The organism is Solibacillus sp. GQ1 (assembly GCF_059758555.1).
This window is the reverse complement of record NZ_JCAXEX010000001.1, coordinates 1,722,018-1,745,956: the sequence shown is the minus strand read 5'-3', so window position 1 is coordinate 1,745,956 and position 23,939 is coordinate 1,722,018. Positions and strand designations below refer to the sequence as shown.

The 23,939-nt window shown below is 35.5% G+C and carries 21 protein-coding genes; 16 read left to right on the top strand and 5 right to left on the bottom strand.

The genetic code is table 11. The features are described 5' to 3' along the window. Position 1: 1 nt before the first annotated feature. Entirely contained in the window at positions 2-886 is an 885-nt protein-coding gene (gene pdxS, locus AC6CH1_RS08820; RefSeq protein ID WP_498317155.1) for a pyridoxal 5'-phosphate synthase lyase subunit PdxS, read from the bottom strand. Positions 887-1,076: 190 nt separating this feature from the next. Between pdxS and AC6CH1_RS08815 the strand changes: the two genes are divergently transcribed. The 6 genes from AC6CH1_RS08815 to AC6CH1_RS08790 all read left to right on the top strand — a co-directional run bounded on the left by AC6CH1_RS08815 (position 1,077) and on the right by AC6CH1_RS08790 (position 4,123). Further along, positions 1,077-1,559, top strand: coding sequence for a nucleoside deaminase (locus AC6CH1_RS08815; protein WP_498317153.1), 483 nt, complete (start codon positions 1,077-1,079; stop codon positions 1,557-1,559). 165 nt (positions 1,560-1,724) lie between these two features. After that, a complete protein-coding gene (locus AC6CH1_RS08810) occupies positions 1,725-1,946 on the top strand; it encodes a helix-turn-helix transcriptional regulator (RefSeq protein ID WP_498317764.1) in 222 nt (73 codons plus the stop codon). Beyond that, the gene (locus tag AC6CH1_RS08805; protein ID WP_340718575.1) at positions 1,943-2,314 is read left to right on the top strand and encodes a hypothetical protein; all 372 of its coding nucleotides are present in this window, start codon (positions 1,943-1,945) and stop codon (positions 2,312-2,314) included. The genes AC6CH1_RS08810 and AC6CH1_RS08805 overlap by 4 nt, the downstream gene beginning before the upstream one ends. Positions 2,315-2,421: 107 nt before the next feature. After that, positions 2,422-2,817, top strand: coding sequence for a hypothetical protein (locus tag AC6CH1_RS08800; RefSeq protein WP_498317152.1), 396 nt, complete (start codon positions 2,422-2,424; stop codon positions 2,815-2,817). Positions 2,818-2,990: 173 nt separating this feature from the next. After that, positions 2,991-3,557 (top strand): RNA 2',3'-cyclic phosphodiesterase, encoded by a 567-nt coding sequence (gene thpR / locus AC6CH1_RS08795; RefSeq protein ID WP_498317150.1) that lies wholly within the window; start codon positions 2,991-2,993, stop codon positions 3,555-3,557. Positions 3,558-3,733: 176 nt separating this feature from the next. After that, positions 3,734-4,123: a DUF2500 domain-containing protein gene (locus AC6CH1_RS08790; protein WP_340718572.1), complete on the top strand. Its 390-nt coding sequence runs from the start codon at positions 3,734-3,736 to the stop codon at positions 4,121-4,123. A 149-nt stretch (positions 4,124-4,272) separates the two neighbouring features. Here AC6CH1_RS08790 and AC6CH1_RS08785 read toward each other — a convergent pair whose 3' ends face one another. Genes AC6CH1_RS08785 through AC6CH1_RS08770 form a run of 4 tightly spaced genes read right to left on the bottom strand, consistent with a single transcriptional unit; the run spans position 4,273 to position 10,676 of the window. Further along, the gene (locus AC6CH1_RS08785; RefSeq protein ID WP_498317148.1) at positions 4,273-6,030 is read right to left on the bottom strand and encodes a polysaccharide deacetylase family protein; all 1,758 of its coding nucleotides are present in this window, start codon (positions 6,028-6,030) and stop codon (positions 4,273-4,275) included. Positions 6,031-6,062: 32 nt separating this feature from the next. After that, entirely contained in the window at positions 6,063-7,868 is a 1,806-nt protein-coding gene (locus tag AC6CH1_RS08780; RefSeq protein ID WP_498317762.1) for a glycosyltransferase, read from the bottom strand. 38 nt (positions 7,869-7,906) lie between these two features. Beyond that, positions 7,907-9,334 carry a polysaccharide deacetylase family protein gene (locus AC6CH1_RS08775; protein ID WP_340718570.1) on the bottom strand — a complete coding sequence of 476 codons (1,428 nt, stop codon included), beginning with the start codon at positions 9,332-9,334 and terminating at the stop codon, positions 7,907-7,909. 19 nt (positions 9,335-9,353) lie between these two features. Continuing rightward, complete coding sequence (locus AC6CH1_RS08770; RefSeq protein ID WP_498317147.1) at positions 9,354-10,676, bottom strand: nucleotide sugar dehydrogenase; 1,323 nt, start codon at positions 10,674-10,676, stop codon at positions 9,354-9,356. A 324-nt stretch (positions 10,677-11,000) separates the two neighbouring features. Here AC6CH1_RS08770 and AC6CH1_RS08765 point away from each other — a divergent pair, with 324 nt between their 5' ends. The 10 genes from AC6CH1_RS08765 to fabG all read left to right on the top strand — a co-directional run bounded on the left by AC6CH1_RS08765 (position 11,001) and on the right by fabG (position 23,928). Further along, a complete protein-coding gene (locus AC6CH1_RS08765) occupies positions 11,001-11,771 on the top strand; it encodes a hypothetical protein (RefSeq protein ID WP_340718568.1) in 771 nt (256 codons plus the stop codon). A gap of 266 nt (positions 11,772-12,037) precedes the next feature. Next, positions 12,038-13,204: an acyl-CoA dehydrogenase family protein gene (locus tag AC6CH1_RS08760; protein ID WP_008404007.1), complete on the top strand. Its 1,167-nt coding sequence runs from the start codon at positions 12,038-12,040 to the stop codon at positions 13,202-13,204. Positions 13,205-13,525: 321 nt separating this feature from the next. Further along, positions 13,526-14,740, top strand: coding sequence for an MFS transporter (locus AC6CH1_RS08755; RefSeq protein ID WP_340718567.1), 1,215 nt, complete (start codon positions 13,526-13,528; stop codon positions 14,738-14,740). Between the two features lie 81 nt (positions 14,741-14,821). Continuing rightward, positions 14,822-16,369 (top strand): class I adenylate-forming enzyme family protein, encoded by a 1,548-nt coding sequence (locus tag AC6CH1_RS08750; RefSeq protein WP_340718566.1) that lies wholly within the window; start codon positions 14,822-14,824, stop codon positions 16,367-16,369. Between the two features lie 32 nt (positions 16,370-16,401). Beyond that, the gene (locus tag AC6CH1_RS08745; RefSeq protein ID WP_340718565.1) at positions 16,402-18,441 is read left to right on the top strand and encodes an ABC transporter ATP-binding protein; all 2,040 of its coding nucleotides are present in this window, start codon (positions 16,402-16,404) and stop codon (positions 18,439-18,441) included. After that, entirely contained in the window at positions 18,438-19,385 is a 948-nt protein-coding gene (locus tag AC6CH1_RS08740; RefSeq protein WP_340718564.1) for an ABC transporter permease, read from the top strand. Before AC6CH1_RS08745 ends, AC6CH1_RS08740 begins: the two co-directional genes overlap by 4 nt. 110 nt (positions 19,386-19,495) lie before the next feature. After that, positions 19,496-20,335 carry an ABC transporter permease gene (locus tag AC6CH1_RS08735; protein WP_082990822.1) on the top strand — a complete coding sequence of 280 codons (840 nt, stop codon included), beginning with the start codon at positions 19,496-19,498 and terminating at the stop codon, positions 20,333-20,335. A 37-nt stretch (positions 20,336-20,372) separates the two neighbouring features. Continuing rightward, positions 20,373-21,995 carry an ABC transporter substrate-binding protein gene (locus AC6CH1_RS08730; RefSeq protein ID WP_498317144.1) on the top strand — a complete coding sequence of 541 codons (1,623 nt, stop codon included), beginning with the start codon at positions 20,373-20,375 and terminating at the stop codon, positions 21,993-21,995. A gap of 93 nt (positions 21,996-22,088) precedes the next feature. Then, positions 22,089-23,063: an MBL fold metallo-hydrolase gene (locus tag AC6CH1_RS08725; RefSeq protein WP_498317143.1), complete on the top strand. Its 975-nt coding sequence runs from the start codon at positions 22,089-22,091 to the stop codon at positions 23,061-23,063. Positions 23,064-23,163: 100 nt separating this feature from the next. Then, entirely contained in the window at positions 23,164-23,928 is a 765-nt protein-coding gene (gene fabG / locus AC6CH1_RS08720) for a 3-oxoacyl-ACP reductase FabG (protein WP_427709443.1), read from the top strand. The last annotated feature ends 11 nt before the right edge of the window (positions 23,929-23,939 follow it).

Genomic DNA, 23,939 nt, shown 5'->3' with positions numbered 1-23,939 from the left:
ACTACCAGCCACGCTCCTGCATACGTTCATTAACATTCAGGGTAGCTATTTCAATTCCTTTCATCGGCGTTCCAAGTTCCTTTGAGATTTCAGCAATCAGTTTGTAGTCTGTATAATGCGTTGTTGCTTCCACAATGGCACGCGCAAATTTTTCGGGATTCTCTGATTTAAATATACCGGAACCAACAAACACACCATCTGCACCAAGCTCCATCATTAACGCGGCATCTGCAGGAGTTGCCACACCACCCGCGGCAAAATTCACAACAGGTAAACGACCTAAACGCTTAATTTCCAATAGTAATTCAAATGGCGCACCTAAGTTTTTAGCCTCTGTCATTAATTCATCCACATTCATTCCAACAACACGGCGTACTTGAGCGTTAACTTTTCGAAGATGACGAACTGCTTCTACAATGTTGCCTGTACCTGGTTCACCTTTCGTACGGAGCATAGAAGCACCTTCACCAATACGTCGAGCTGCTTCTCCTAAGTCACGGCAGCCACAAACAAAGGGCACTGTATAATCACTCTTAAGTAAATGGAATTCTTCATCAGCCGGTGTTAAAACTTCACTTTCATCGATATAATCCACACCCATTGACTCTAATACACGTGCTTCTACAATGTGACCAATTCGTGCTTTTGCCATAACAGGAATCGTTACGGCATTCATCACTTCCTCCACAATCCGCGGATCAGCCATACGGGCAACACCGCCAGCTTTCCGAATATCGGAAGGCACACGTTCCAGCGCCATCACTGCTACTGCACCTGCAGCTTCCGCAATTTTTGCTTGTTCCGCGTTAATGACATCCATAATAACGCCGCCCTTTTGCATTTCTGCCATTCCTCGTTTTACTCGATCTGTTCCAACTTGTACCATGTAAATAACCTCCATTCCTGTAATAACTCTTAGTATAATGAAAATTGACCATGTTAAAATAGTCAATTTTAAATAAAATTATAAGGTCAATTACAATGATACATCAAAACTTATACCTAAAATAATCTAATAGTTCTGTTATAATGATGGGTGAAAAGGTTTCTACTTACAGGATAAGGAGGATACTAATATGATAAATAATTTAGATTTAAAGCACTTACAACGTTGTGTAGAATTGGCAAAAACTGCCTTAGAGAAAGGTGACGAGCCATTTGGATCAGTACTTGTTTCCGCTGGGGGAGAAGTGCTTTTTGAGGATCATAATCATGTGGCAGGCGGTGACCATACACAGCATCCCGAGTTTGCGATAGCGCGATGGGCAGCAAATAATATGGAACCTGAAGAAAGAAGCAATGCGACAGTATATACTTCCGGGGAACATTGTCCAATGTGCGCCGCTGCTCATGGTTGGGTAGGTTTAGGGCGGATTGTATATGCAAGTTCATCTAAACAGTTAGCAAAGTGGCTAGCAGAATTCGGCCAAGCTCCTTCCCGTGTACGCAATTTGTCTATTCAAGAAGTTATTAATGATGCAATTATAGATGGTCCTGTTCCTGAGTTAGCGGAGGAAGTCCATCAACTTCATCGTCAGTTTCACGAAATAAAATCATGAATAAAATATGTAGATGGTTGATATGAAGCCAAGCGAGCGCGATTCTGTTTTAAGAATCGGCGCTTGTTTTTATTTTGAAGTTGAAATTGGAAGAAATAACTTTTTGGTGACTTGCAATTTGATAATGTGTAAAGTAAACTTTACTTTAAGTAAAACTTACTTTACATATTAGGAGGATTTATTATTAAAAACAAAATTAAGGTTTTACGGGCTCAGCGCAGTATGACACAAGACCAGTTGGCAGAAAAACTTTCTGTCTCTAGACAAACTATTATTTCGCTGGAAAAAGAAAAATATAATCCGTCGATAATTTTAGCATTTAAATTGGCAGAAATTTTTAATTGTAAGATTGAAGATATATTTATTTATGAGGGGGAAATTGAATGAAAGAAGCTCGGAAAAATCAACTGGGGTATTTATTTTTAGCTATTATTATAATTCCATTAAGTATATATATTAATTACCCATATATTGCAAATGGCGATTTTCCAGTAGGCATGATGACCTTTTTCTTGGGAACTAGTTCATTAATGATGGCTTATTTATCGCCACATTTGTTTCCGAAAGATGAGCGTACAAAAGAAATTATAGGTAAAAGTATGACAGCAAACTATTTTACGCTGTTTGCAACTATCACACTGCTATTTATTACATTAGCTAAAACTCTAACTGCATCAGAAGTTTTAACAATTTTATTTTGTATTATGGTTACCTCAATTCCTCTAACGATGATTTTTTATTCGAAACGGATTTAATGAATCTTTACATATGTAAAAATTAGCAGACGTAGTTTAATAAAAAGAACGCTTTATTTTTTTAGGACCTACATAAATCTATGTGAAATATAAAAAAGGGGTAAGGAATGAAACAAAATCATAAAGCGGTGAAAATATATTTTGAACGTCATCTATTAATTGCAGTCTTAGTATTGGCAGGCTGTTCATCTATTCAAAATGTCATAACAGAAGATGAAGCAGAACTATTGGTCTTAGATAATCACTATAACCATAATGGTAAAACTGAAATAATATCTGTTAAATTAAAAAATAATAAATACTACATTGAGTGGGAAATAAAAGGCAACTGTGAACGTGGGGTAGACAGCGTAAATCAAAATGGTAAAACTGAAATAATATCTGTTAAATTAAAAAATAATAAATACTACATTGAGTGGGAAATAAAAGGCAACTGTGAACGTGGGGTAGACAGCGTAAATCAAAATGGTGAAATTGAGGTGATCGAAGCCAGTATCTGCTAGTATGAGCGCAATTCTGTACAAGGGTCTGCGCTTATTTTTGTTAATTTCTACTTTTCTTCGGACAAGTTTATAAATGATTTTGGATATCTTTTGGATATATAATTACATATCATCATTGTATTTGTATTAGTTTTTTTAATAATGTCAATTCTGTTATAGAAGAGGTGAAGAATATGGAGAGAGTGGCGCACTACTTTTGGGCGGTTCGGATTCCGGATGAGGTAAAACAATCCATTTATGAGGAACTGACACGAATTAAACCAAAATTCCAGTTTAAGCGATGGGTGGATTTAAATGATTATCATATAACGCTTGCATTCCTTGGTACTGTAAAACCAAAGCAACTAACATCCGTTATTGAATCGGTTGGGGATGCCATAGAGAATCAAAAAACTTTTAAATTAGATATCAAAGGATTGGGTGTGTTTGGAGCTCAAAAATCACCTCGTATATTTTGGGGGGCAGTGAGTGAATCAGATGCTTTATATAAAATTCAGGAAATTGTTCATCAAACTTGTCTAGATGAAGGTTTTAAGTTAGAAACACGCCCTTATCATCCGCATATTACATTGGCCCGAAAATGGGGAGCTAATGAAGATTTCATAGTGGACAACTTAGCCACACAAAACCCATTTAAAGAAAAGCCTTTATCTTTTGAAGTAAATGAAATCGTCCTATATAAATCAAATGTGGAAAATACACCGAAATATGAACCAGTTGTGTCGTTTTCATTAGTATGATGTTCTTCAATTCCATAGTGTATAGGTGCGCGGGTGCGATTCTTTAATAAGAATCAGCGCCCGTTTTTAATTATTGAATTTATGGTGAAGTAAAGTTGCCGGGGATTCAATCATCAATCTGAAACTTTCTTCCATTTTATCCGTATAATTTAAATATCATAGTAAGGGGGGATTTCATGTATGACATGCCAGGAAGTGGGGATTGGTTATTCAACTTCGGACCAATATTTATCGCACTTATTTTTATTATCATATTTATCTCAATAATTGGGGGTCTATTCAGTGGATTCAAGCAATGGAAGAAAAATGAGAACTCACCCCGCCTAACAATTCCAGCCATCGTAAAAGGTAAACGAACAAATGTAACGAGAAATACCCATCACCATCATGATAATAATCACCACTCGCACAGTACATCTACAAAGTACTTTATTACATTTGAGTTCGAGAGTGGTGACCGATCAGAGTTTCATGTTTCAGGGAAGGAGTACGGTATGCTTGCAGAAGGGGATATTGGCAAGTTAACTTTCCAAGGAACAAGATATCTTGATTTTACTCGAGTATAGCACCCGTAATTTCACTAGGCCTAACAATATAAAGACAGCGCGATTCTGTATTGGAATCAGCGCTTTTTTTGAGACTTTAATTTATTTAATCGAATACACCAAAGTTAATATAAATAAATTACTATATTTCGAATAGCTTTCAATATACTTTAAAAATTTTTAATAAAGAAATCCACAACCGTATCAAAAGCCTTAACTATTTTATTTAGGATTTTTTCACCCCTATTATAAGCAATGTTGTAAATAGTGGAACTGTCTGATGTAATAATTAAATCTTCAAAAACTGCATCATAAATTCCATCTGCGTATTGTTCGTAAGTAGGCTTTTTTTCAACGTATAAGGAACCTAGTGCAATATTATTTGAAGTATGAGTTGAATCAAAATTGATTGTTTTATTAATGACACTGTTATCAACAAGAATATGAAGTTGATTTTTTTCCAGAGTTATATTTAATTGTCGATTTCCAGGTATCATTCGGGGATATTCACTTTCAATCTTTTGTGTTCCTGTCTGAGTGTCCATATAGGAATATATGGTTGCTTTGTTAAAGGCATAATCTTCTCCATCCCAAATTACATCATCAAGATTATATTGAGCAAGCTGTTTTTCCTCCTGATTATTTAACTTTTCAATGAGGACCAGTTTGTTGTTGTGTAACGAAAGTTTCAAATAAGTGTTATTTGTTTTGTCGTAACGCATATAAATATTCTGTTCACCTATTACATTACCTTTAAGCGTAACACTTAAATCATAATTTCTAGGTAGATCTTTTTTTATTAAGATTAATCCTTCTTCAGATGGTAGTGAAGTTAAAATAATTTGATTTCCGGAAAATTCTACCGCCCCGCGAGCGAGTTTCCAATCCTTTGCTTTTTCTTTTTCACCAATCTCAAATTCTATTGGTTGTTGAGTATCTTTTTGAATTTTCATTAATAAATGATTCATCGACCAATAGGGAGATACTTGCAATCTAGATAAGTTATAATGATCGGTTTCTTTTCCATTGTAAGCATTGCCCTCTAAATTAAAATGCATTTGAAAAGTAGCGCGAATTTCCCGGTCATTTACTTCTTCAACTAAATTATTCATATCTTGATATAAAGAATTCGCGTGCATAATTGCATATGCTCTCGGAGTGAAACCTAATGTGGATTGGTAGATTTCATTCATGGTTGAATATTCATTCCTAATCCTTTTTTCCATCTTATTTCGATTTTCATATGGGATCATAAATTCATCCCGTATAAAATCCATTAAATAGTGATTATAGTATTCTAGTTTGGTTTTCTCAGGTATTTCGTTTTCATCGATAATCCCTAATGGGTTTCCATTCGAATCAAATACATTAATATAAGTTAATCGATGCCCATTTGAACCTATTTCCCAATAACCACTGGATTCTAATTTAGATAAATCTTTTGGCTGTAAAAACTTTTTATCGTTCACACCCATTTTATTCGAGTACGTAAACATCGTTGCTTTGTAATTCAATTTTTCCAATATATTTTGAGAAAAGATAGCTGAATCTGTACGTCCATCTTCGAAAGAAAGATATAAGGATTTTTCAGGTAATTGCTTTCCATTATTATAATAGTTAATAATATCTTGTTGACTTAATGTAATAAAACCTTGTTTATGCAAGGTAGTAAGTTGTTTTTCCAGATTTCCTTTTGAAATGTATTTTGATGAACCGGTTCGATCAATTCCAAAATACGAGAGAGCGATAAAACCATTATCTTCACTTGAACTCCAATTTATTTCTTCGTATTTCTTAAAGAGAAACAATTCCTTTACAACAATTATAAATAAGAATATGAGGAGAATTACCTGTATAACTGAACGAATAATTTTTCTTGTTTCTTTTTTTTGATCATCGAGCAGAGTACGGAATATATTTTTACTCATTTTCTCTAACCTCATTATTTTATTAAATTAACTTATGAAGATTTTTTAGATTGTCTTTTCTTTTTCCTTTCATGTGCCTTAATATCCTGAGGAGTATCACGAGTACCCCATTCAGATTTCCAGAAAGTAAACCAGGCAATTGGCATTTGCCACAATAAAATACATTCATAGAAAAGAACAAATATAAATCCATAGGTCCAAAGATTACTACCGCGGAATAATAAATGAGTAAAACTCAATAACATAGCCATTAGAAGTAGACCCATTAAAAATGTTGCAGGAAAAATATGAAGAAAGATGGGGACATATAGAAGATTATAAAAAACCACAATAGGCGCAGCAATAGGTACTATTAATCCTGCCAAGAAAAAGAGGGACATTAAGGGTTCCTTCTTCCATATAAATCCTGTAGCGCGCAATGATTCACGGAGCCATGAGCGTTTCCAACGCATTTGCTGTTTTAAAAATATTCTTGTTTTTGAAGGAACAATTGTTGAGCAAATAGCATTATCTTGATAACCAGTTCGATGTGTTTTTAAAATGAAATTGGTCATACTTCGATCGTCACCAAATGTAGCTGGTTGGCCTAAAAATTTCTGAGTAATCCAAGCTTGTGAATTTTCTAGAACGAGATCTTTTCGGTAGCAAGATAAGGGACCTGATAAACAAGTCACACTATCAAAGATAGACTCCGCTGCTTTCATAATTCGAAATGCAATATAGTAACGTACAGCCTGTAATTTGGTTAATGTATTAGTAAATTTGTTTTCAACTTCTGTTCGCCCGGAAATTCCACCTATTTTTGGATCTTGGAAAGGTTGCACAATGTTGCGAATTGCGGTTGGTTCTAAAAAACTATCAGAATCCACAAAAACTACTAATTCAAATTTGGCCATTTTTACACCGGTGATCAAAGCTATACGTTTACCGCAATTTTTAGATAGTACATGATACTTCAGTCTATTCTTTGTATGAAACTGTTCGCCTTCTGAATAGATTTTATGTACCATTTTTTTTATATTTTCTACAGTTTTATCGGTAGAGTGATCGTCAATAACGATGACTTCCAGTTTATCTATCGGATAGTCCTGATTAATAGCAGTTAAGATTGTACGATGAATCCATTCTTCTTCATTGAATACAGGGATTATTATAGAAACTCCAGGTTCAAAAAGAGGATTTATTTTAACGTTTCGATAGAATATACTGAAAAAATACCGACTCAATAAAAGTGATGCTGCAATAATGCTGTAAAGGTAAAGGGTTTTATTAAATTGGAAATAAATAATACTTTCAGCACGCATCAACAAAACTACAAAGAAAATAAATAATAATAGAATACTTGCAATTATTGCTGCTAATCTCCACCGCCTTATCTTCAAATAAGAATCTAATGGTTTAAGGAATTGAAGAGCAAAATAATAGGAAATGCCTTGATAATTTTCTTCGGAATGAACACGTATAATTTTTGCTTTTATATTGATTTTCGATTCAAATCCCTCAGGCATTGCACCTTCCGGAATTTTAAATCTTATCGTTACTTCCTCACCAATATGCAAGTTTTGAGATTCATTTGATTTAATCAATATACCGGTAATTGAAATATTTTCACTGCGAAATATTTCCTTAGAAGGTTTCTCATGATTATCCTTAATCAGGAGTACATCAAATTCACTTCTGTAACGTTTTCGGAGTAGTTGGTATTTCTGTTTGTGGTTAGAATCTAATGGATTGAAGTTGTTTGGAAGGTGGGGTAGGCCTCTTTGTTCAATGTTAGTATGTAAACCATTTGGAATTTGTAAATTAGATAGTATATGACGGTCTTCTACAGGTTCCATTAATTTTTCTTTTACTTTCTTCACGTAGGTCTTCTCCTTTACTGATCTATACCATTCAGCTCAATCCATTCAGACAGTTTGATGAATGTATAACCTTCTGATTGTAATTTTTCAATAATTAAGGGTAAAGCCTCTACGGTTTTTGTATTGTCTAGAATATGCATATTAATGACACTACCAGGATTTGTTCTTTCGGTAACACGTCTATAGATATCAAATTCATTAAAGGAAAGATCCCAGTCATAAGAAGCCACATCATAAAGTACAATTGTTTGAATTCCCATCGAAGTGATTACTTTTGCAGATTCCTCATCTATGACACCCTTTGGAGGTCTGAAATACGGTAATGGTTCTTGCTGTATAGCTTCGGTTATTACTTTATGGGCCCTTAAAATATCTTGTTGTAAATCATTCGGTGACAATGCTGTAACTTCTAAGTGGTTATAGGAATGGTTTGCGATTTCATGACCTCGTTCAATAATTAATTTCGCTAAATTGGGATTTTTCTCGACGCCTTTTCCAATTAAGAAGAACGTTGATTTAATATTATAGTTATCTAAAACATCCAGCACTTTAGTAATTTGAATATCGCTAGCCCAATCATCAAAGGTAAGAGCCACTTCTTTCTTTGAATCAGTATTGCTTAAAAAAATATCTGGTTTAGCATTTACGAAATTAGAGTTGAACTGAATTGGATGAAGAATTTCAATTTTCTCTAGCGGAAGTTTAGTATAACTGTTGTTCAATACTTCGGATATAGTTGTAAGAGTCAATCTATTTTCTTTTGCGATTTTATTGATTTCTTCCAATGAATTAATTATTTCTTCATTTAAATATGAGTTTAAATGAATAATCGCTCCGCGTGATATTAGCTTATCTAAATCCGTCGTATTAACCTGTTCGTTATTGTTTGTAAGGTTAATAGAGTAGCTTACGACTGCACTCATCCCAAGTTGTGAAGTTACAAGACGCATCTTATCTGTGTAATCACCTGAACGACTTCTAACAAGAGTAGGTTTTATTCCTAACTCCTTCTCTAAAATTTGATTTGATAATTCAATTTCAACATATGTTTGTTCATAGTTTTTATCTGACATTAACTCATAATTCAGTGTATTATTTTGAATTTCATGACCGCGTTGTTTTATTTCTAAAGCGAGTTCAGGTTCTTCTGCCACTCTCATGCCTGGAAGGAAGAAGGTAGCATTTATTTTTAAACGATCTAATTCATCCAATAAACGAAGAGTAGACTCTTTATCCGCTAAACCATTAAAAGAAAGCGCCACAACAGGTTGAGTAGTTGCTACTTGTTTTAGAATAGGGCTCATTTGACTGTTATGTTCTTTTATTTCTAGTTTGTATGGGGAATTTATTGTATAACTATCAATCGCTTGTTTGGTTGTACAAGCGCTTAATAGTACTAGAAAAATCAACAAAATACTAAGAGAAAATAATTTATAAGTCATATCGAACTCCTTTTAATTATTACAGTCGATAATAACGTGAATTTGTAAAAGGATAGTCCGTGTTTCTCGTATCAAAAATGCATTTTGCATGCTTATCAATCATTTGATAATCAATATTGTCATGGTTGGTTAAGATTAATACACAATCGGATGAGGATATTAATAGTTCAGTAAGCGGAACGGTATTATAAGTTTGATGTGAAAAGCTGAACGTACATATATTAGGATCAACGACGCTCCAATGATAATGTAATTTATTAATGTCAGTAAGAATAGATAAAGTAGGTGATTCACGGTAATCATCAATATTTTTTTTGTAAGCTAATCCAATAACCGTAATATGCGGCGGTTTAATTCGTTGCTGACCGTCTTCTAGATAGTGATTCAAGCGGTCTACAATATATTTCGGCATTCGATTATTTATTTCATCGGCACATTGAATTAATGGCATATCTATGGAAACTTGTTTTGCTTTCCATACTAAATATTTAGGATCAATTGGTATGCAGTGTCCTCCAACACCGGGTCCGGGATAAAAAGCCATATATCCATACGGTTTTGTTGCTGCTGCATCAATAACTTCCCATACATTAATGTTTAATTTATGGCAAAGCATTGTTAGTTCATTTACTAGGGCTATGTTTACATTCCGGAATGTGTTTTCTAAAAGTTTTTCCATTTCTGCAACTGCTGGGCTAGAAACACTATATACTTCACTTTCTAATACTTGTTTATAAAAAGATTTGGCTAATTCTGTACAATTTTGTGTGACGCCTCCGACAATCCTCGGTGTGTTAAAGGTTTTATACTGTGGATTACCAGGGTCAATTCGCTCAGGAGAAAAAGCGATGAAGCATGACACTCCAATTTTAAAGTTTGCTTTATCTAAAATGGGTAGCAGCACTTCTTGAGTAGTTCCTGGATAGGTCGTACTCTCTAATATTACTAAACAATTTTCTGAAGCATGCTCTGCAATAGCAGTGATCGCCTGCAAAACATAAATTAAATCTGGATTTCCACTTTTGTCTGTCGGAGTTGGTACACAAATGATAATAATGTCAGCTACTTGTAATAGATGAAAATCATCCGTTGCAACAAAATACTTATTATGAATACTCGTTAGAAATTGTTCTGCATTAACATCCTGTATGTAACAGACTTTATTTTCGATCGCTTTAAGTTTATTTAAATCCTTTTCAAATCCTATTACTTTAAATTTGTTATTTGCAATTTGCATTGCTAGGGGTAACCCGACATAGCCTAGGCCAATAACTCCGATGGTTGCCGTATTCCATTTTATTTTTTTAAGCAATAATTCATATGCTTCAGTTAAGGAATGCATCTATAACCCTTCTTTTTTTAGAATTTAGTAAAATTATAGATAATGTATAAACTTTTTTCTTAATTTATGAATCAAATAATAAATCACATCCTTTTGAGTAATAGGAACTAGTACTAGTATATTAAGTTCAGGAAAATAATTGCAGATTATTTAAACTATTTAATTTAGCATTGTAATTAACAGTTCCGTTCAACGTAAAAGTTAAACGAATAAGTGTATCATTACACACACAACTCAGTACGGGTGAAGTGCTATCCATCATTTGAACATGTATTTTAAAATATGTATGATAATTTATACAAGCCAAACTTGAGGAGTGAGATCTTGAAAAAATATGTACCATTTATATTAAGCATTTTTCTTCTTGCAGCATGTGAAGAAACGAATAATAGCACAACAGCCGATCAGGATTCTGCAACAGATACAAAGTCTAGTGAAGTAGATACAACAAATTCTCCGAGTAAGGATGAGTCGGGTTCGAGTCAACCGACAGAAGTTTCTTCAACAACTGAAGATTTTCAAAGTATTATTCCGAGCAATTGGGATGTCGATATACCAACTGATTTTCCTGTTTCAAAGGGCAGCTATTTAACAGCGATAACAACGACTGATAGTGATACCATAACATTAAATTTCTATGAAACGCCCTCTAAAATGGCGATAAACGATAAGGCGATTAAACAAGATGGGACTTACATCGGTCAATTAACAATTACCAATTACGATTCAAAGGATTTGGCGAGTGATGAGATTGATCAAACCGTTTTCGATAGTGGACAAGCTGTCGATTTAGGATATGGAATTACAGGTTACCAGGATGCGGGAGCTGGCTCTCAATTTACTAGTTGGAATGAAGGGCGCTGGGCAATTATTGCACGGTCATTGACGGAAAAAGCTGAGGAAAGCTTGCTCACAGCAAAGGAAACAGTCGAATTTTTAGAAACGAATATGCTTCCGGTACCAAAAGATTATGGTTATTTACATGTAGATGCCGAACAAACAGGCACAATGGCGAAATGGCAAAAGGAAAATTATTTATACACAATGACGGATTTTGGTGAAGATACATTACCTTGGATTGTGAAGTTTAAATAAATATTTACGCATTTAAAGAGCAAATTTTCTACGCTTCGAACAAAAATAATTTGATACGAAATCTTTAAGAAACCCGGAAGTTTTCATTCTTTTGGGTTTCTTTTTTTTATTAAAAGTCCAGTTTTTAAAATGAAAGCGCTTTAAAATTTCTCGCATATATAAACCGTTAGATTCATAACGTGTTGTAACTGAGTATTCTATAAAATTGTGAATATTATTTAACAATTTCGTACTCAAATAATTTCATTTACAAGGAGATGTTATTAATGGATTTTACGCTAAATGATGAACAAAAAATGATTCAAAAAACAGTAAGAGATTTTGTGAATAAAGAACTGAAGCCTTTGGAGCAAGAAGTATTAAAAAATGAAAGGGAAGGCAGACCTGGTATCTCTAATGAAAAAATAAAAGAATTAAGAGAAAAGGCAAAGGCAATTGGATTTTGGGGTATTAATACGCCTGAGGAATACGGTGGGGCAAATTTAGGGCCAATTATGTCAGTGTTAATTGCAATGGAATTAGGAAGAACTTTTGTACCGTTTAACTTTGGTGGTTCTGCTGATAATATCCTTTATTTAGGTAACGAGGAACAGAAACAGAAATATTTAATCCCTACTATTAATGGAGAAAGACGTTCTTGCTTTGCTTTAACCGAACCTGATGCGGGATCAGATGCAAGAGGTATTCAAATGAGAGCGGTTAAAGATGGTGACCATTGGGTGTTAAATGGTGAGAAAGTATTTATTACAAATGGAAATGAAGCAGACTTTGCCATGGTATTTGCAGTGACAGATAAAGAAAAAGGTGCGAATGGCGGAGTAACTTGTTTCCTTGTAGATAAAGAAATGGGTTGGAAGTCGGAATATATTTACACAATGGGCGAATGGGGACCAGCAACATTAGTATTTGATAACGTTCGTGTTCCTGAAGAAAATATTTTAGGAGAACTGGGTCAAGGTTTTAATTTAGGTATGCAGTGGATAGGCCAAGGGAGATATATGATTCCTGCGGGTGCAATCGGTGCTGCAGAACGCTTATTGCAAATGGCCATCGACTATTCAAAAACACGAGTTACTTTTGGTAAACCTATAGCAGAACGTCAAGCAATCCAATGGATGATTGCAGATTCAGCAGTTGAAATTGAAGCAGCAAAATGGATCGTATTTAGAGCTGCGTGGATGGCTGAAAATGGTATGGATCCACGTCATCAATCATCTATGGCAAAACTAAATGGCGCAATTATGGCAAATCAAGTGGTCGATCGTGTTCTTCAGATCCATGGTGGAATGGGATATACAAAGGAATTACCGATTGAACGCTGGTATAGAGAATTAAGATTATACCGAATTTTCGAGGGAACAGATGAGATTCAGCGCAGAACGATTGCAAGAAATTTATTGAAAGGTCATGCAAAAGTTGGAGAGTTACTTTAATTAAGGCAGCTTCTACTCATATATTTCTTTAACATACTAACTAGTCAGTTATTATGCGGTAGTAATACTAACCGGTTAGTTAATAAGTGTGGTTCTAGATGAATAGTTAGTTTGCCAAATCAAAAATTTAATCCGAAATAGTGTGGGTAGAATAACAATTATCATTACTATATTTTCAGATTAAAGTAAATGCCAGCACCGCCTTGCGCTTCGGCTCTTCCGATGGAGGCAAAACCGCCTCCATGTCAGAGTCTCCAACTTGTGTCAGGGCTAAGCGAGCGTTCCCCGCTTTTCAATTAAATTGAAAGAAGATGAATATAGATGATGGAAAGGAAGGCGTTCTTTCTACTAGGATTCATAATGTTTTTAACGATGACAGGTTATGGAATAGTACTTCCTACATTACCATTCTTAGCAGATGATTTGGGGCTTTCATCAGTTCAAATGTCATCGTTAATCATAATTTGGGCAGTTTCCCAGTTAATTACTGCACCGATATGGGGTCGTTTAGCTGACAAAATAGGGAGAAAACCCGTTCTAATGATTGGCGTATTTGGCTTTGGTGTAGCTTTCCTTTTACTAATTTTGGCTCAAAATTATTGGCAATTGCTTTTAGTTCGATTAATTGGTGCAGCAATATCGTCTGGTACTCAAACTGCAGCTTTTTCGATGGTAGCTGATCACACTAGAAAAGAGTTTAGAAATCAAACCATCGCGAAAATGGGAGCAGTGAATGGACTTGGCTTTTTGTGTGGTCCAGCTATTGGAGGGTTATTTTCTCCCTTTGGAGTCGTAGTACCTTTTATTATTGCAGGATCACTAGCTTTAATAACTCTACCTTTTGCCCATTTTTACATCCGAGATTCGATAAATAATGATAATAAAGAAACTCAGAATACTTTTGCAGGCAATAATGAAACAGTTTCCTTTTGGAAATCTATTACAATGGTTACGAAAAACGGATATTGGAATCATTATATGATCATACTTGGATTGTCCATTGCAGCTTCGAGTTTTTTCGGTCTACTTGGATATTATCTAATAGCAAAATTTGAAGCTACCCCAATCTTTGTAAGTATGGCCTTTAGCGCACAAGCTGGAACTTCTGTCTTGGTACAATTCTTTTTACTAAAAAAATGTTATGAATTATGGGATGAAGATACGATTACAAAAATTGGCTTATCCTTTACGGCAATTGGCTATTGTTTAATTAGTTTTGCGCCATTAATATGGGTAGCAATTTTAGGATGTGTTTTTACTGGTTTTGGGCAATCATTGGTTCGGCCGACTACTATAGCGATGTTATCAAAACGTACTGAGATGGGGCGAGGTATTACATTAGGCCTCCAAGAATCAATGGATAGTTTAGGGAGAATACTTGGACCTCTTTGGGGGGGCTGGGTATTCATATATCTCGTATCGGCTCCATTTATAACTTCTGCTGTCATAACAGTAATTCTATTAGGTATTGCATTTTTGATAACTTACCAACAAAAAATTGAAATATCTCTACACAAAGATACTAGTAACTCATAATCGGAACTATTGGTCTTAAAATGTAAGCGCTTTAATGCGAAAAATACTATGAAAATAGTAAATAAAAGTTAGGAGGGTAACATGTTACTAACTGAATTATTGGGTGGAAATATTGAGAATTTTGGTGAGTATAACCTTCTGTATTTCTATGATAAAACTTATACAAATACTGAAACGGAAATTATTTGTAAGAAAGTTTCTAGTCTTGTCCATTCTCTCGGAGTGGAAAAAGGAGATCGGGTGTTAATTTGTATGCCAAATTGTCCCGAAGTTATTTTCTCTTACCAAGGAGTATTAGGAGTTGGTGGCATCATTGTACCAGCTATGTATCTTTTACATGAAAATGAAATCAACTTTATTTTAAAGAATTCTGAAGCAAAAGTTATTATTACATCATCTGTTCTATTGCAAAAATTAAAAAATGCATCCAGTGATTTATCTGTTAAACCGAAGATTATTTGCATTGATCAACCAAGAGAGGAAGATATACAGGAAGAGTTTCAAATCATTGAATGGAAAAAAGCCCTTTCTAATATATCAGTTTATGAAAATACTCCTTTAGAGTTAAAAGAATCAGATGTTGCCGTCATCCTTTATACATCCGGCACTACAGGTATACCGAAGGGAGTTATGTTAACGCATAGAAATCTCTACTCAAATTCAATGTCAGGATTAAAACTTAGAGCGGAGGACGAAATAAGAAGTACTACTCTAGGTGTACTTCCTCTAGCCCATATTTATGGTTTTGGCATTATGAACAGTATGTTTTTGCTAGGTAGCTCAGTTGTTATTTTTGATAAATTCGATGCCGAAGAGGTATTTAAGGTTATTGAAAAATTTAAAGTGAAATCCTTTGCTGCTGTCCCGGCTATGGTGCATGCGATGTATTATCATCCGAATGCCTATAAATATGACTTATCTAGTTTAGAAACAGTTGGATCGGGGGCTGCTGCACTAGCAGTTAGCTTACGTCATAAGTTTAAAGAAAAATTTGGGGCTGAGGTAAGAGATGCGTATGGACTTTCTGAAGCATCGCCAGGAGTTGCTACACAACGTAATGATATGCCGATTAAAGAAGGTTCTGTAGGAGTACCAATGCCAGGTGTAAACATTAAAATCGTGGATGAAGATGGGGATGAAGTACCAGTTGGGGATGTCGGCGAATTATTAGTACAAGGCGATAATGTAACGCCTGGTTATTTTAAAAATGAAGAAGAAACAAAAAAGGCACTACAAAATGGATGGCTTCATACAGGGGATATGGCAAAAGTGGATGATGAAGGCTATCTGTACATTGTAGATCGTAAAAAGGATTTAATTATTCGAGGCGGATTTAATATTTATCCGAGGGATTTAGAGGAATTGCTAGTTAAACATGAAGCTGTTTTGGAAGCTGCGGTGATTGGTGTTCCTTCCGAAAAAATGAGTGAAGAAATTGTTGCTTGTATTGTGAAAAAGCCCGATGCAGAAGTAAGTGCTAGTGAATTAATCGGATACTGCCAACAAAATTTAGCTAAATATAAGACACCTCGTCATATTGAATTCATTCAGGAACTTCCGAAAAATGGTGTTGGGAAAATCATGAAAATTAAGCTGAGAGAACAATTTGCTAACCTGATATTAGATTAATATAAGTAGTTTAATTGAAAGGAGGCATTCGAATGACAGGAAAAAATGACACACTACTCCAAGTAGAGGAAATGCAGACGGTTTTTAAGACAAGAAAAGGTAACCTAGAAGCTGTTGATGGTATTTCATTTAATATTGCTAAAGGTGAAACAGTTGCAATCGTAGGTGAATCAGGTTCTGGTAAAAGCGTATCGGCACTTTCAATTTTACGTTTGTTGGATAGTAATGGAGAAGTTACTTCCGGGAAAATCCTGTTTAATAATTTAAATTTAAAAGATATAAGTAATGATGAAATTCGAAAAATTCGAGGAAATGAAATTGCCATGATTTTTCAGGATCCGATGACATGCTTAGACCCTGTATACACAATCGGTGATCAGATTACCGAAACGATTAAAATTCATGAAACACTTAGTAAAAATGAATTGCAGGAACGAGCACTAGAACTATTAAGGTTAGTTGGACTTCCGGACCCTGAGAGCCGTATTAATGCCTACCCACATCAATTATCGGGTGGTCAAAGACAAAGAGTAATGATTGCCATAGCTCTTGCATGCAGACCTAGTTTAATTATTGCAGATGAACCTACAACAGCTCTTGATGTGACTGTCCAGGCACAGATTCTGCAATTACTGAAAGATTTGCAAACCCAGTTTGGAACAGCGATTATCCTTGTTACACATGATTTAGGTGTTGTAGCGGAAATGGCGGATAAAGTAGTTGTTGTCTATGCGGGGCAGGTTGTAGAACAGTCGAATGTGAAGGATTTGTTTAATAAACCTCAACACCCGTATACAGAAGCATTAATGAAAAGTATTCCAAAAATTGATACAAGTAAAGAACGTAAACTGCTCACGATAAAAGGAAATGTTCCAAGTTTAACAGAAATTCCAGCTGGTTGCCGATTTCATCCAAGATGTCCTTTTGCTACTGATAAGTGCAAAAGTGAGGAACCACCATTTTTTAAATTAGCAAATGGTCGAGAAAGCAAGTGTTGGATTGCAGATCCTAACCTGACAGGAAATTGGGAGGGGCCAATTTTAACGGAAGAAAATGAGCCAGTCTTTGAGCTCAATCAACATTTAATCAGTAAAAAGAATTTATTGGAAGTAACAGACTTAAAAAAATACTTTCCTATCACAAAAGGAATACTGTCAAGAACAATCGGACACGTTAAGGCAGTGGATGGTGTAACACTGAATATTCACAAAGGTGAAGTTCTTGGTCTTGTAGGTGAATCCGGCTGTGGTAAATCAACTGTTGGAAGATTAATAACAGGTCTTATTGACTCAACGGATGGGGAAGTAAGTTTTGATGGAAAACAATTATCAAATATTAATAGAAAAGAGAAAAAAGTTCTGAGGAAGCGGGTTCAATTTGTTTTTCAAGATCCTTATAGTTCTCTAAATCCGAGGATGACCATTCTCGATATTATTGGGGAACCATTAGAAGTGCACAATCTAGCAAAAGGAAGTTCAAAGCGTCAACGGGTAGGAGAGCTGCTTGAAATCGTAGGACTATCTAAAAATGATATGAATAAATTTCCTCATCAATTTTCAGGAGGTCAAAGGCAAAGAATTGGTATAGCAAGAGCTTTGGCAACTGAACCAGAACTTCTGATTTGTGATGAGGCAGTGTCCGCATTAGATGTTTCTGTTCAAGCCCAAATTTTAAATTTATTAAAAGATCTTCAGTTGAAACTAGGGTTATCTTATTTATTTATCTCTCATGATTTAACGGTAGTCAAATATATTTCAGATAGAATAGCTGTCATGTATTTAGGAGAAATTGTAGAAGTGACCGATTCACAAACTTTATTTACAGAACCGCTCCATCCATATTCAAAGGCACTTATTTCCGCTGTGCCAAATCCTAATCCGAATATTAAACCAGATCGAATTATCCTAAGTGGTGAAGTACCAAGTCCATCAAATCCTCCAAGTGGCTGTAAATTTCATACGAGATGTCCTTTTGCAATGGATCTTTGTAAAATAGAAAAACCTGAACTAATGGACATTACAGAAGGTCATACTGTTGCCTGTCATTTCTATAAGGAGGTGTCACACATATGATTGACTATATTGTTAGGCGCTTAATTTTTGGGATATTCGTACTATTAATTATGACAACCTTCATTTTTATCATTATGAGAGCGGTACCTGGTGACGTTGTGACCCTTCAGTTGGCTAACTCTGGTGCAACAACTGAACAAATGGCTGCATTGAAAGCTGAAATGGGTCTAGATAAAAGTGTTTTCGGTCAACTAATAGATTGGGGTAAAAATGCGCTTCAAGGAGATTTGGGTAGTTCTCTTTGGTCAGGTAAGGAAGTATCCCAGATTATATTAGACAGACTTCCCGTAACTATACAACTAGCGCTAATGGCAATTGTTTTAGCCATCATTATCGGTATTCCGATTGGAGTTATTTCCGCTGTTAAACAAAATACATTTATAGATCATTTTTTAAAAGTAATTTCAATTGGAGGATTATCTATTCCAAGCTTCTGGCTGGGACTTATCTTATTAACTGTATTATCACTGTCTTTCAATTGGATTCCACCACTTGGTTATCAATCATTCGCAGAAAATCCTATTGTTAATCTACAGCAAATGTTCTTACCCGCAATTTGTCTAGCAATTACACTGAGTGCCAGTATTGTTCGTATGACAAGATCGGCTGTCCTTGAAGTACTGCATTCGGAGTTTATCAGAACGGTGCGGGCAAAAGGTGCGAAAGAAGCGGTTGTAATATTCAAACATGCCCTTAGAAACTCGTTGATTTCGGTTATTACTTTAATTGGTTTACAAATTGGATATCTGCTTGGAGGAACTGTAGTACTGGAATCAATTTTTGCACTCCCAGGTCTAGGCAGTTTGATTTTTGAAACTGTATTAGTGAGAGATTATCCAGTTGTTCAGTCAACCGTACTGGTCTTTGGAGCGATGTTTTTATTAGTAAATTTAATAGTGGATGTGATGTACGGTTGGGTAGATCCACGAATTAGAACTAAATAAAAAATGCCTCAATATTCTTGTTTCAAGAAAAGGAAGTGATTCATTTGTCTCAAATACAAATAGACTCTGAGTTGCCAAAAGAGAGTATAAAGGCGAGCAGGAACATACACTTGAAAAAATTTAAAGAGGATTGTAAACGCTTTATTCAAACACAAAAAATTGGCTTTATATCTCTTTTAATTATTCTTTTAGTTTTCGCCGTCGCTGTATTTGCACCTTTCATTGCACCGTTTGACCCAATTAGTCAAGATCGTACAGCATTTTTGGCAGCACCAAACTCACAACATGTGATGGGCACTGATGATTTAGGACGTGATGTGTTTAGTCGTCTAATTTTTGGTTCACAAATATCGTTACTTGTTGGAATTGTAACAGTTGTTATTTCAATTGTATTAGGAACATTAATTGGAATGATTTCTGGATATTTTGGTGGGGTAATCGATTTAGTAATTCAAAGAATAATGGATGCAATTATGTCAATTCCAGCTTTAATTCTTGCTTTGTTTATTGCGGCTTTATTGGGACCTGCCATCCAGAATGTAATTATAGCTTTGGTGATTATCGAGATACCTCGTTTTGCTAGGATTGTTCGAGGGGAAATGATGAGAATCCGTGAATCTAATTATGTAGAAGCGTCTCGTTCGGTCGGTGCAGGTTCATTTCGAATCATTATGAGACATGGATTGCCGAATATGATGGCACCAATCATTGTCATGGCAAGTCTTGCTTTTGGTCAAACAATTATTGCTGAAGCATCACTTAGTTTTCTTGGAATAGGAACTCCACCACCGAATCCATCCTGGGGGTTAATGTTGAGTGATGCGAGTAGATACATGGAAAGTGCACCATGGCTCGTGCTTTTCCCTGGTTTAGCCTTATGTATACTAGTTTTGGCATTTAACTTATTTGGAGATGCACTTCGGGATTTCCTTGATCCTAAAATGTCTTAGGCAGTTAATAACAATTTTCCCTTAGGAGGAAATACTTATGGATAAAAAACTGAAATCCATAATCTATGTGTTCGTTTTAGGATTATTAGTACTAGTAATTAGTGCTTGCTCCGCTAACGAATCATCAGATGAAAAGCCAGATGACAATGATGGAGGTGGGTCAACCGCACCGAAAAGTGGTGGAACCTATACCATTCTTACACCTGCAGATCCTGATATGCTCGATCCTCATCGTCAGTCATCAATTTATACACATATGCTTGCAGGATTAGTTTATAACAAGCTAGTTACTTATGAAACAGGACCGGATGCTGCTTATACAGATTATAATGTTGTGCCGGATCTTGCAGAGCGTTGGGAAGTATCTGATGATGGAAAGACTTATACGTTCCATCTTCGAGAGGCATATTGGCATGATGTAGAGCCGGTAAATGGCAGACAGTTAACGGCAGAGGACGTTGTATCGACAATGGAAAGAATCATCAATTTGCCTGGTCATCAAGCAGCATTATTATCTGTAGTAGAAAGTATCGTGGCGCAAGAGGATCAAACAGTAGTCTTTACATTAAAACAGCCATTTGCTCCATTTTTAAATTTCATGGCAAACCATTTCATGTGGATTTTACCTAAGGAAGCGATTGATGGGAAAGTTGATTTAGCAACTGACGCCATTGGAACAGGTCCATTTGTGTTAGAAAAATGGGAAGATAACGTGCAGGCTACTTACAAAAAAAATCCGAATTATTATGAAGAAGGCAAACCGTATTTAGATGAAATTATTTATAAAGTCGTACCGGAACAGGGCTCACGGATAGCAGCATTTCGTACAGGTCAGGCAGATTCTATAGGTGGACTATCCCCTGAAGAAATAACACAATTACAAAAAACAAATCCAAATATCAAAATTTTTGAAGCTCTGTTTGCTACGCAGGAACAGTTGTATATGAATATGGAAAGAGAACCTTTTACGGATTTACGGGTACGGAAAGCCATTAGTATGGCTGTTGACCGAAAATCAATGGTTAAGGCTATCTACGGCGGCGGTGAAACGAGTGGACCAGTCAATCCTTCATTAGGTGATTGGGCCTTACCTTTAGAAGAGAGAGAAAAATTATTATCATATAACCCAGAAGAGGCAAAAAAGCTACTGGCAGAGGCTGGGTATCCAAATGGTTTTGATACGACCATGATGGTAACAAATGGCTACGGAGAACAACTTGTACGTGTCGCACAATGGGTTGCGGAAGATTTAAGAAACGTGGGTATTAATGTCGAAATAGAGTTGGTTGAATATGCTGCTTACTTTTCGGAAAAATGGCCGAATGTCGATTATGACATGGGTGTAGGCTACCAAACATATTTCCAGGAGCCGGATGAATGGCTTCGTACACAACTACACACAAATGGTTCCAGAAACTGGTATAACATCAGTGACCCTGAATTAGACAAAATGCTTGATGAACAGAGAACAATACTGGATGTAGAGGAAAGAAAAAAATATGTCTATGATATTCAACGCTATGTTTTAGAAAATGTAGTCAATCCAATTCCAATCACTACTTATTATACGAAGACTCCGATACAGCCTTATGTCAGAGATTCATATCCACATGCTTCCTACGGATACGGCTATTTAAAAGATATTTGGTTGGATAAATAACATATTAATCATTTTAGAAGGTTGGATACTATTTGTGTTAAAAATATATCGTCACATGGAAGGTATGTGAGAAAAATTCCGATAAAAGAAGGAATGAGTACTTTGCAAAGGATAGAAAAAATAGAGTTAACAACCAACTTCCCGATTGGTCCGGTAAATTCATATGTTGTGTTTGGAGAGAAGTTAACCCTTATTGATGCCGGCCTAAAAAATAAACAGGGCTGGGATGATTTCAATAATGGCCTGCATCGACTAGGTGTTGAAATAACCGATCTTGAACAAATTGTATTAACACATCACCATAATGATCATACAGGTCTTGTCGACTGGATTTTAGAGAAGAATCCTACTATTAAGATTTTTGCGCATAAAGATACTGAAATGATTTTAAAGGATGAAAGCTATATAGAATGGAGCTCTGAATTTTTTCACAACTTATTCATAGAATTTGGTTTAACAGAAGATATGGCTATCAAGTCAGCGTTTCGAAAGGGACACCGGGATTACTTCCAAAATGCATCTGTTCATGAGGTACTAGAGGAGGGAGACATGGTACCGGGTTTACCCTCATTTCAAGTTATAGAAACGTTAGGTCATTCACAGGATCATATTTCTTTTTATTGCGCAGATGAGCAACTGTTCGTTTGTGGAGATCACATTATCAAAGGGGTCCATGGTGGAATGTGGATGGATGCACCTAAACCCGGAAATAAGCGTGCAAAACCCTTAATCCAATATTTAAAAAATTTGGAAAAGTGTAGGAAACTTTCTGCCAACTTTACCTTTTCAGGACATGGCCCGATTATTTCCGATTTAAATGGAGCAATTGACGGACATATAAGCAATATAGAACATCGTGTAAGTCGTGTTATTAATACACTAAAAAAAGCAAATGGTGCTGCAACCGGATTTGAAATTATACAAGACATGTACCGGGGAAGGTATGAGAAAGCTGTAATTACATTTTTGTTTGAAATTATAAGTGTACTGGATTTATTAGAAGAACGGAATATTGTCATTTCAGAAAAACAAAATGGAGTATTTAAGTACCGATTAGTAAATAATTAGTGAAAAAAGCATAATGTTTCGTTTGTCTGAATAATTCTTTAAAACTACTAATAAAATGTTAAGACACAAAATTTTAGTAGATAAGGCAGGAGGAATTTATTTGACTGGAAGATTTGAAAATAGAGTTGCATTTATAACTGGTGGTAGTCGCGGTATAGGGAAAAGCATTGCAGAAACTTTTACTGAAGAAGGAGCAAAAATAGCCATAATTGATATTGATACGGAAGCATTACTAAATGTACAGTCTGAATTTAAAGAAAAAGGATTCGACATTTTAGCTCTACAGGCAAATGTTGTGAATTCACATGAAGTTGAGGCCGCGATGGAACAGGTAATGAAGGAATATGGATCAATTGATATTTTGGTTAACAATGCAGGTATTATCCGCGATAACTTACTATTTAAAATGACAGATAATGACTGGGATCAGGTAATCGATGTTCACTTAAAAGGTGCCTTTAATACAACGCGTGCAGCACAAAAATACATGGTTCAGCAGAAGTATGGAAGAATTATTAATATTTCTTCAACTTCAGCATTAGGGAACCCCGGCCAAGCAAACTATTCAACGGTTAAAGCTGGGTTGCAAGGTCTGACAAAAACACTGGCGAGAGAATTCGGGAAATTTGGCATTACTACAAATGCAGTTGCACCTGGTTTTATCGAGACAGATATGACGAAAGCTACTGCAGAGCGAATCGGCGTACCTTTTGAAGATTTCCTAAAGGCAGGTGCCAGTAAAATACCTGTTGGCAGAGTTGGAAAGCCTAGAGATATCGCAAATGCAGTTGCTTTCTTTGCCGATGAAAATTCCTCATTTGTAAACGGGCAAGTACTCTATGTAGCTGGCGGACCGACAAATTAAAGAGGAGGAAT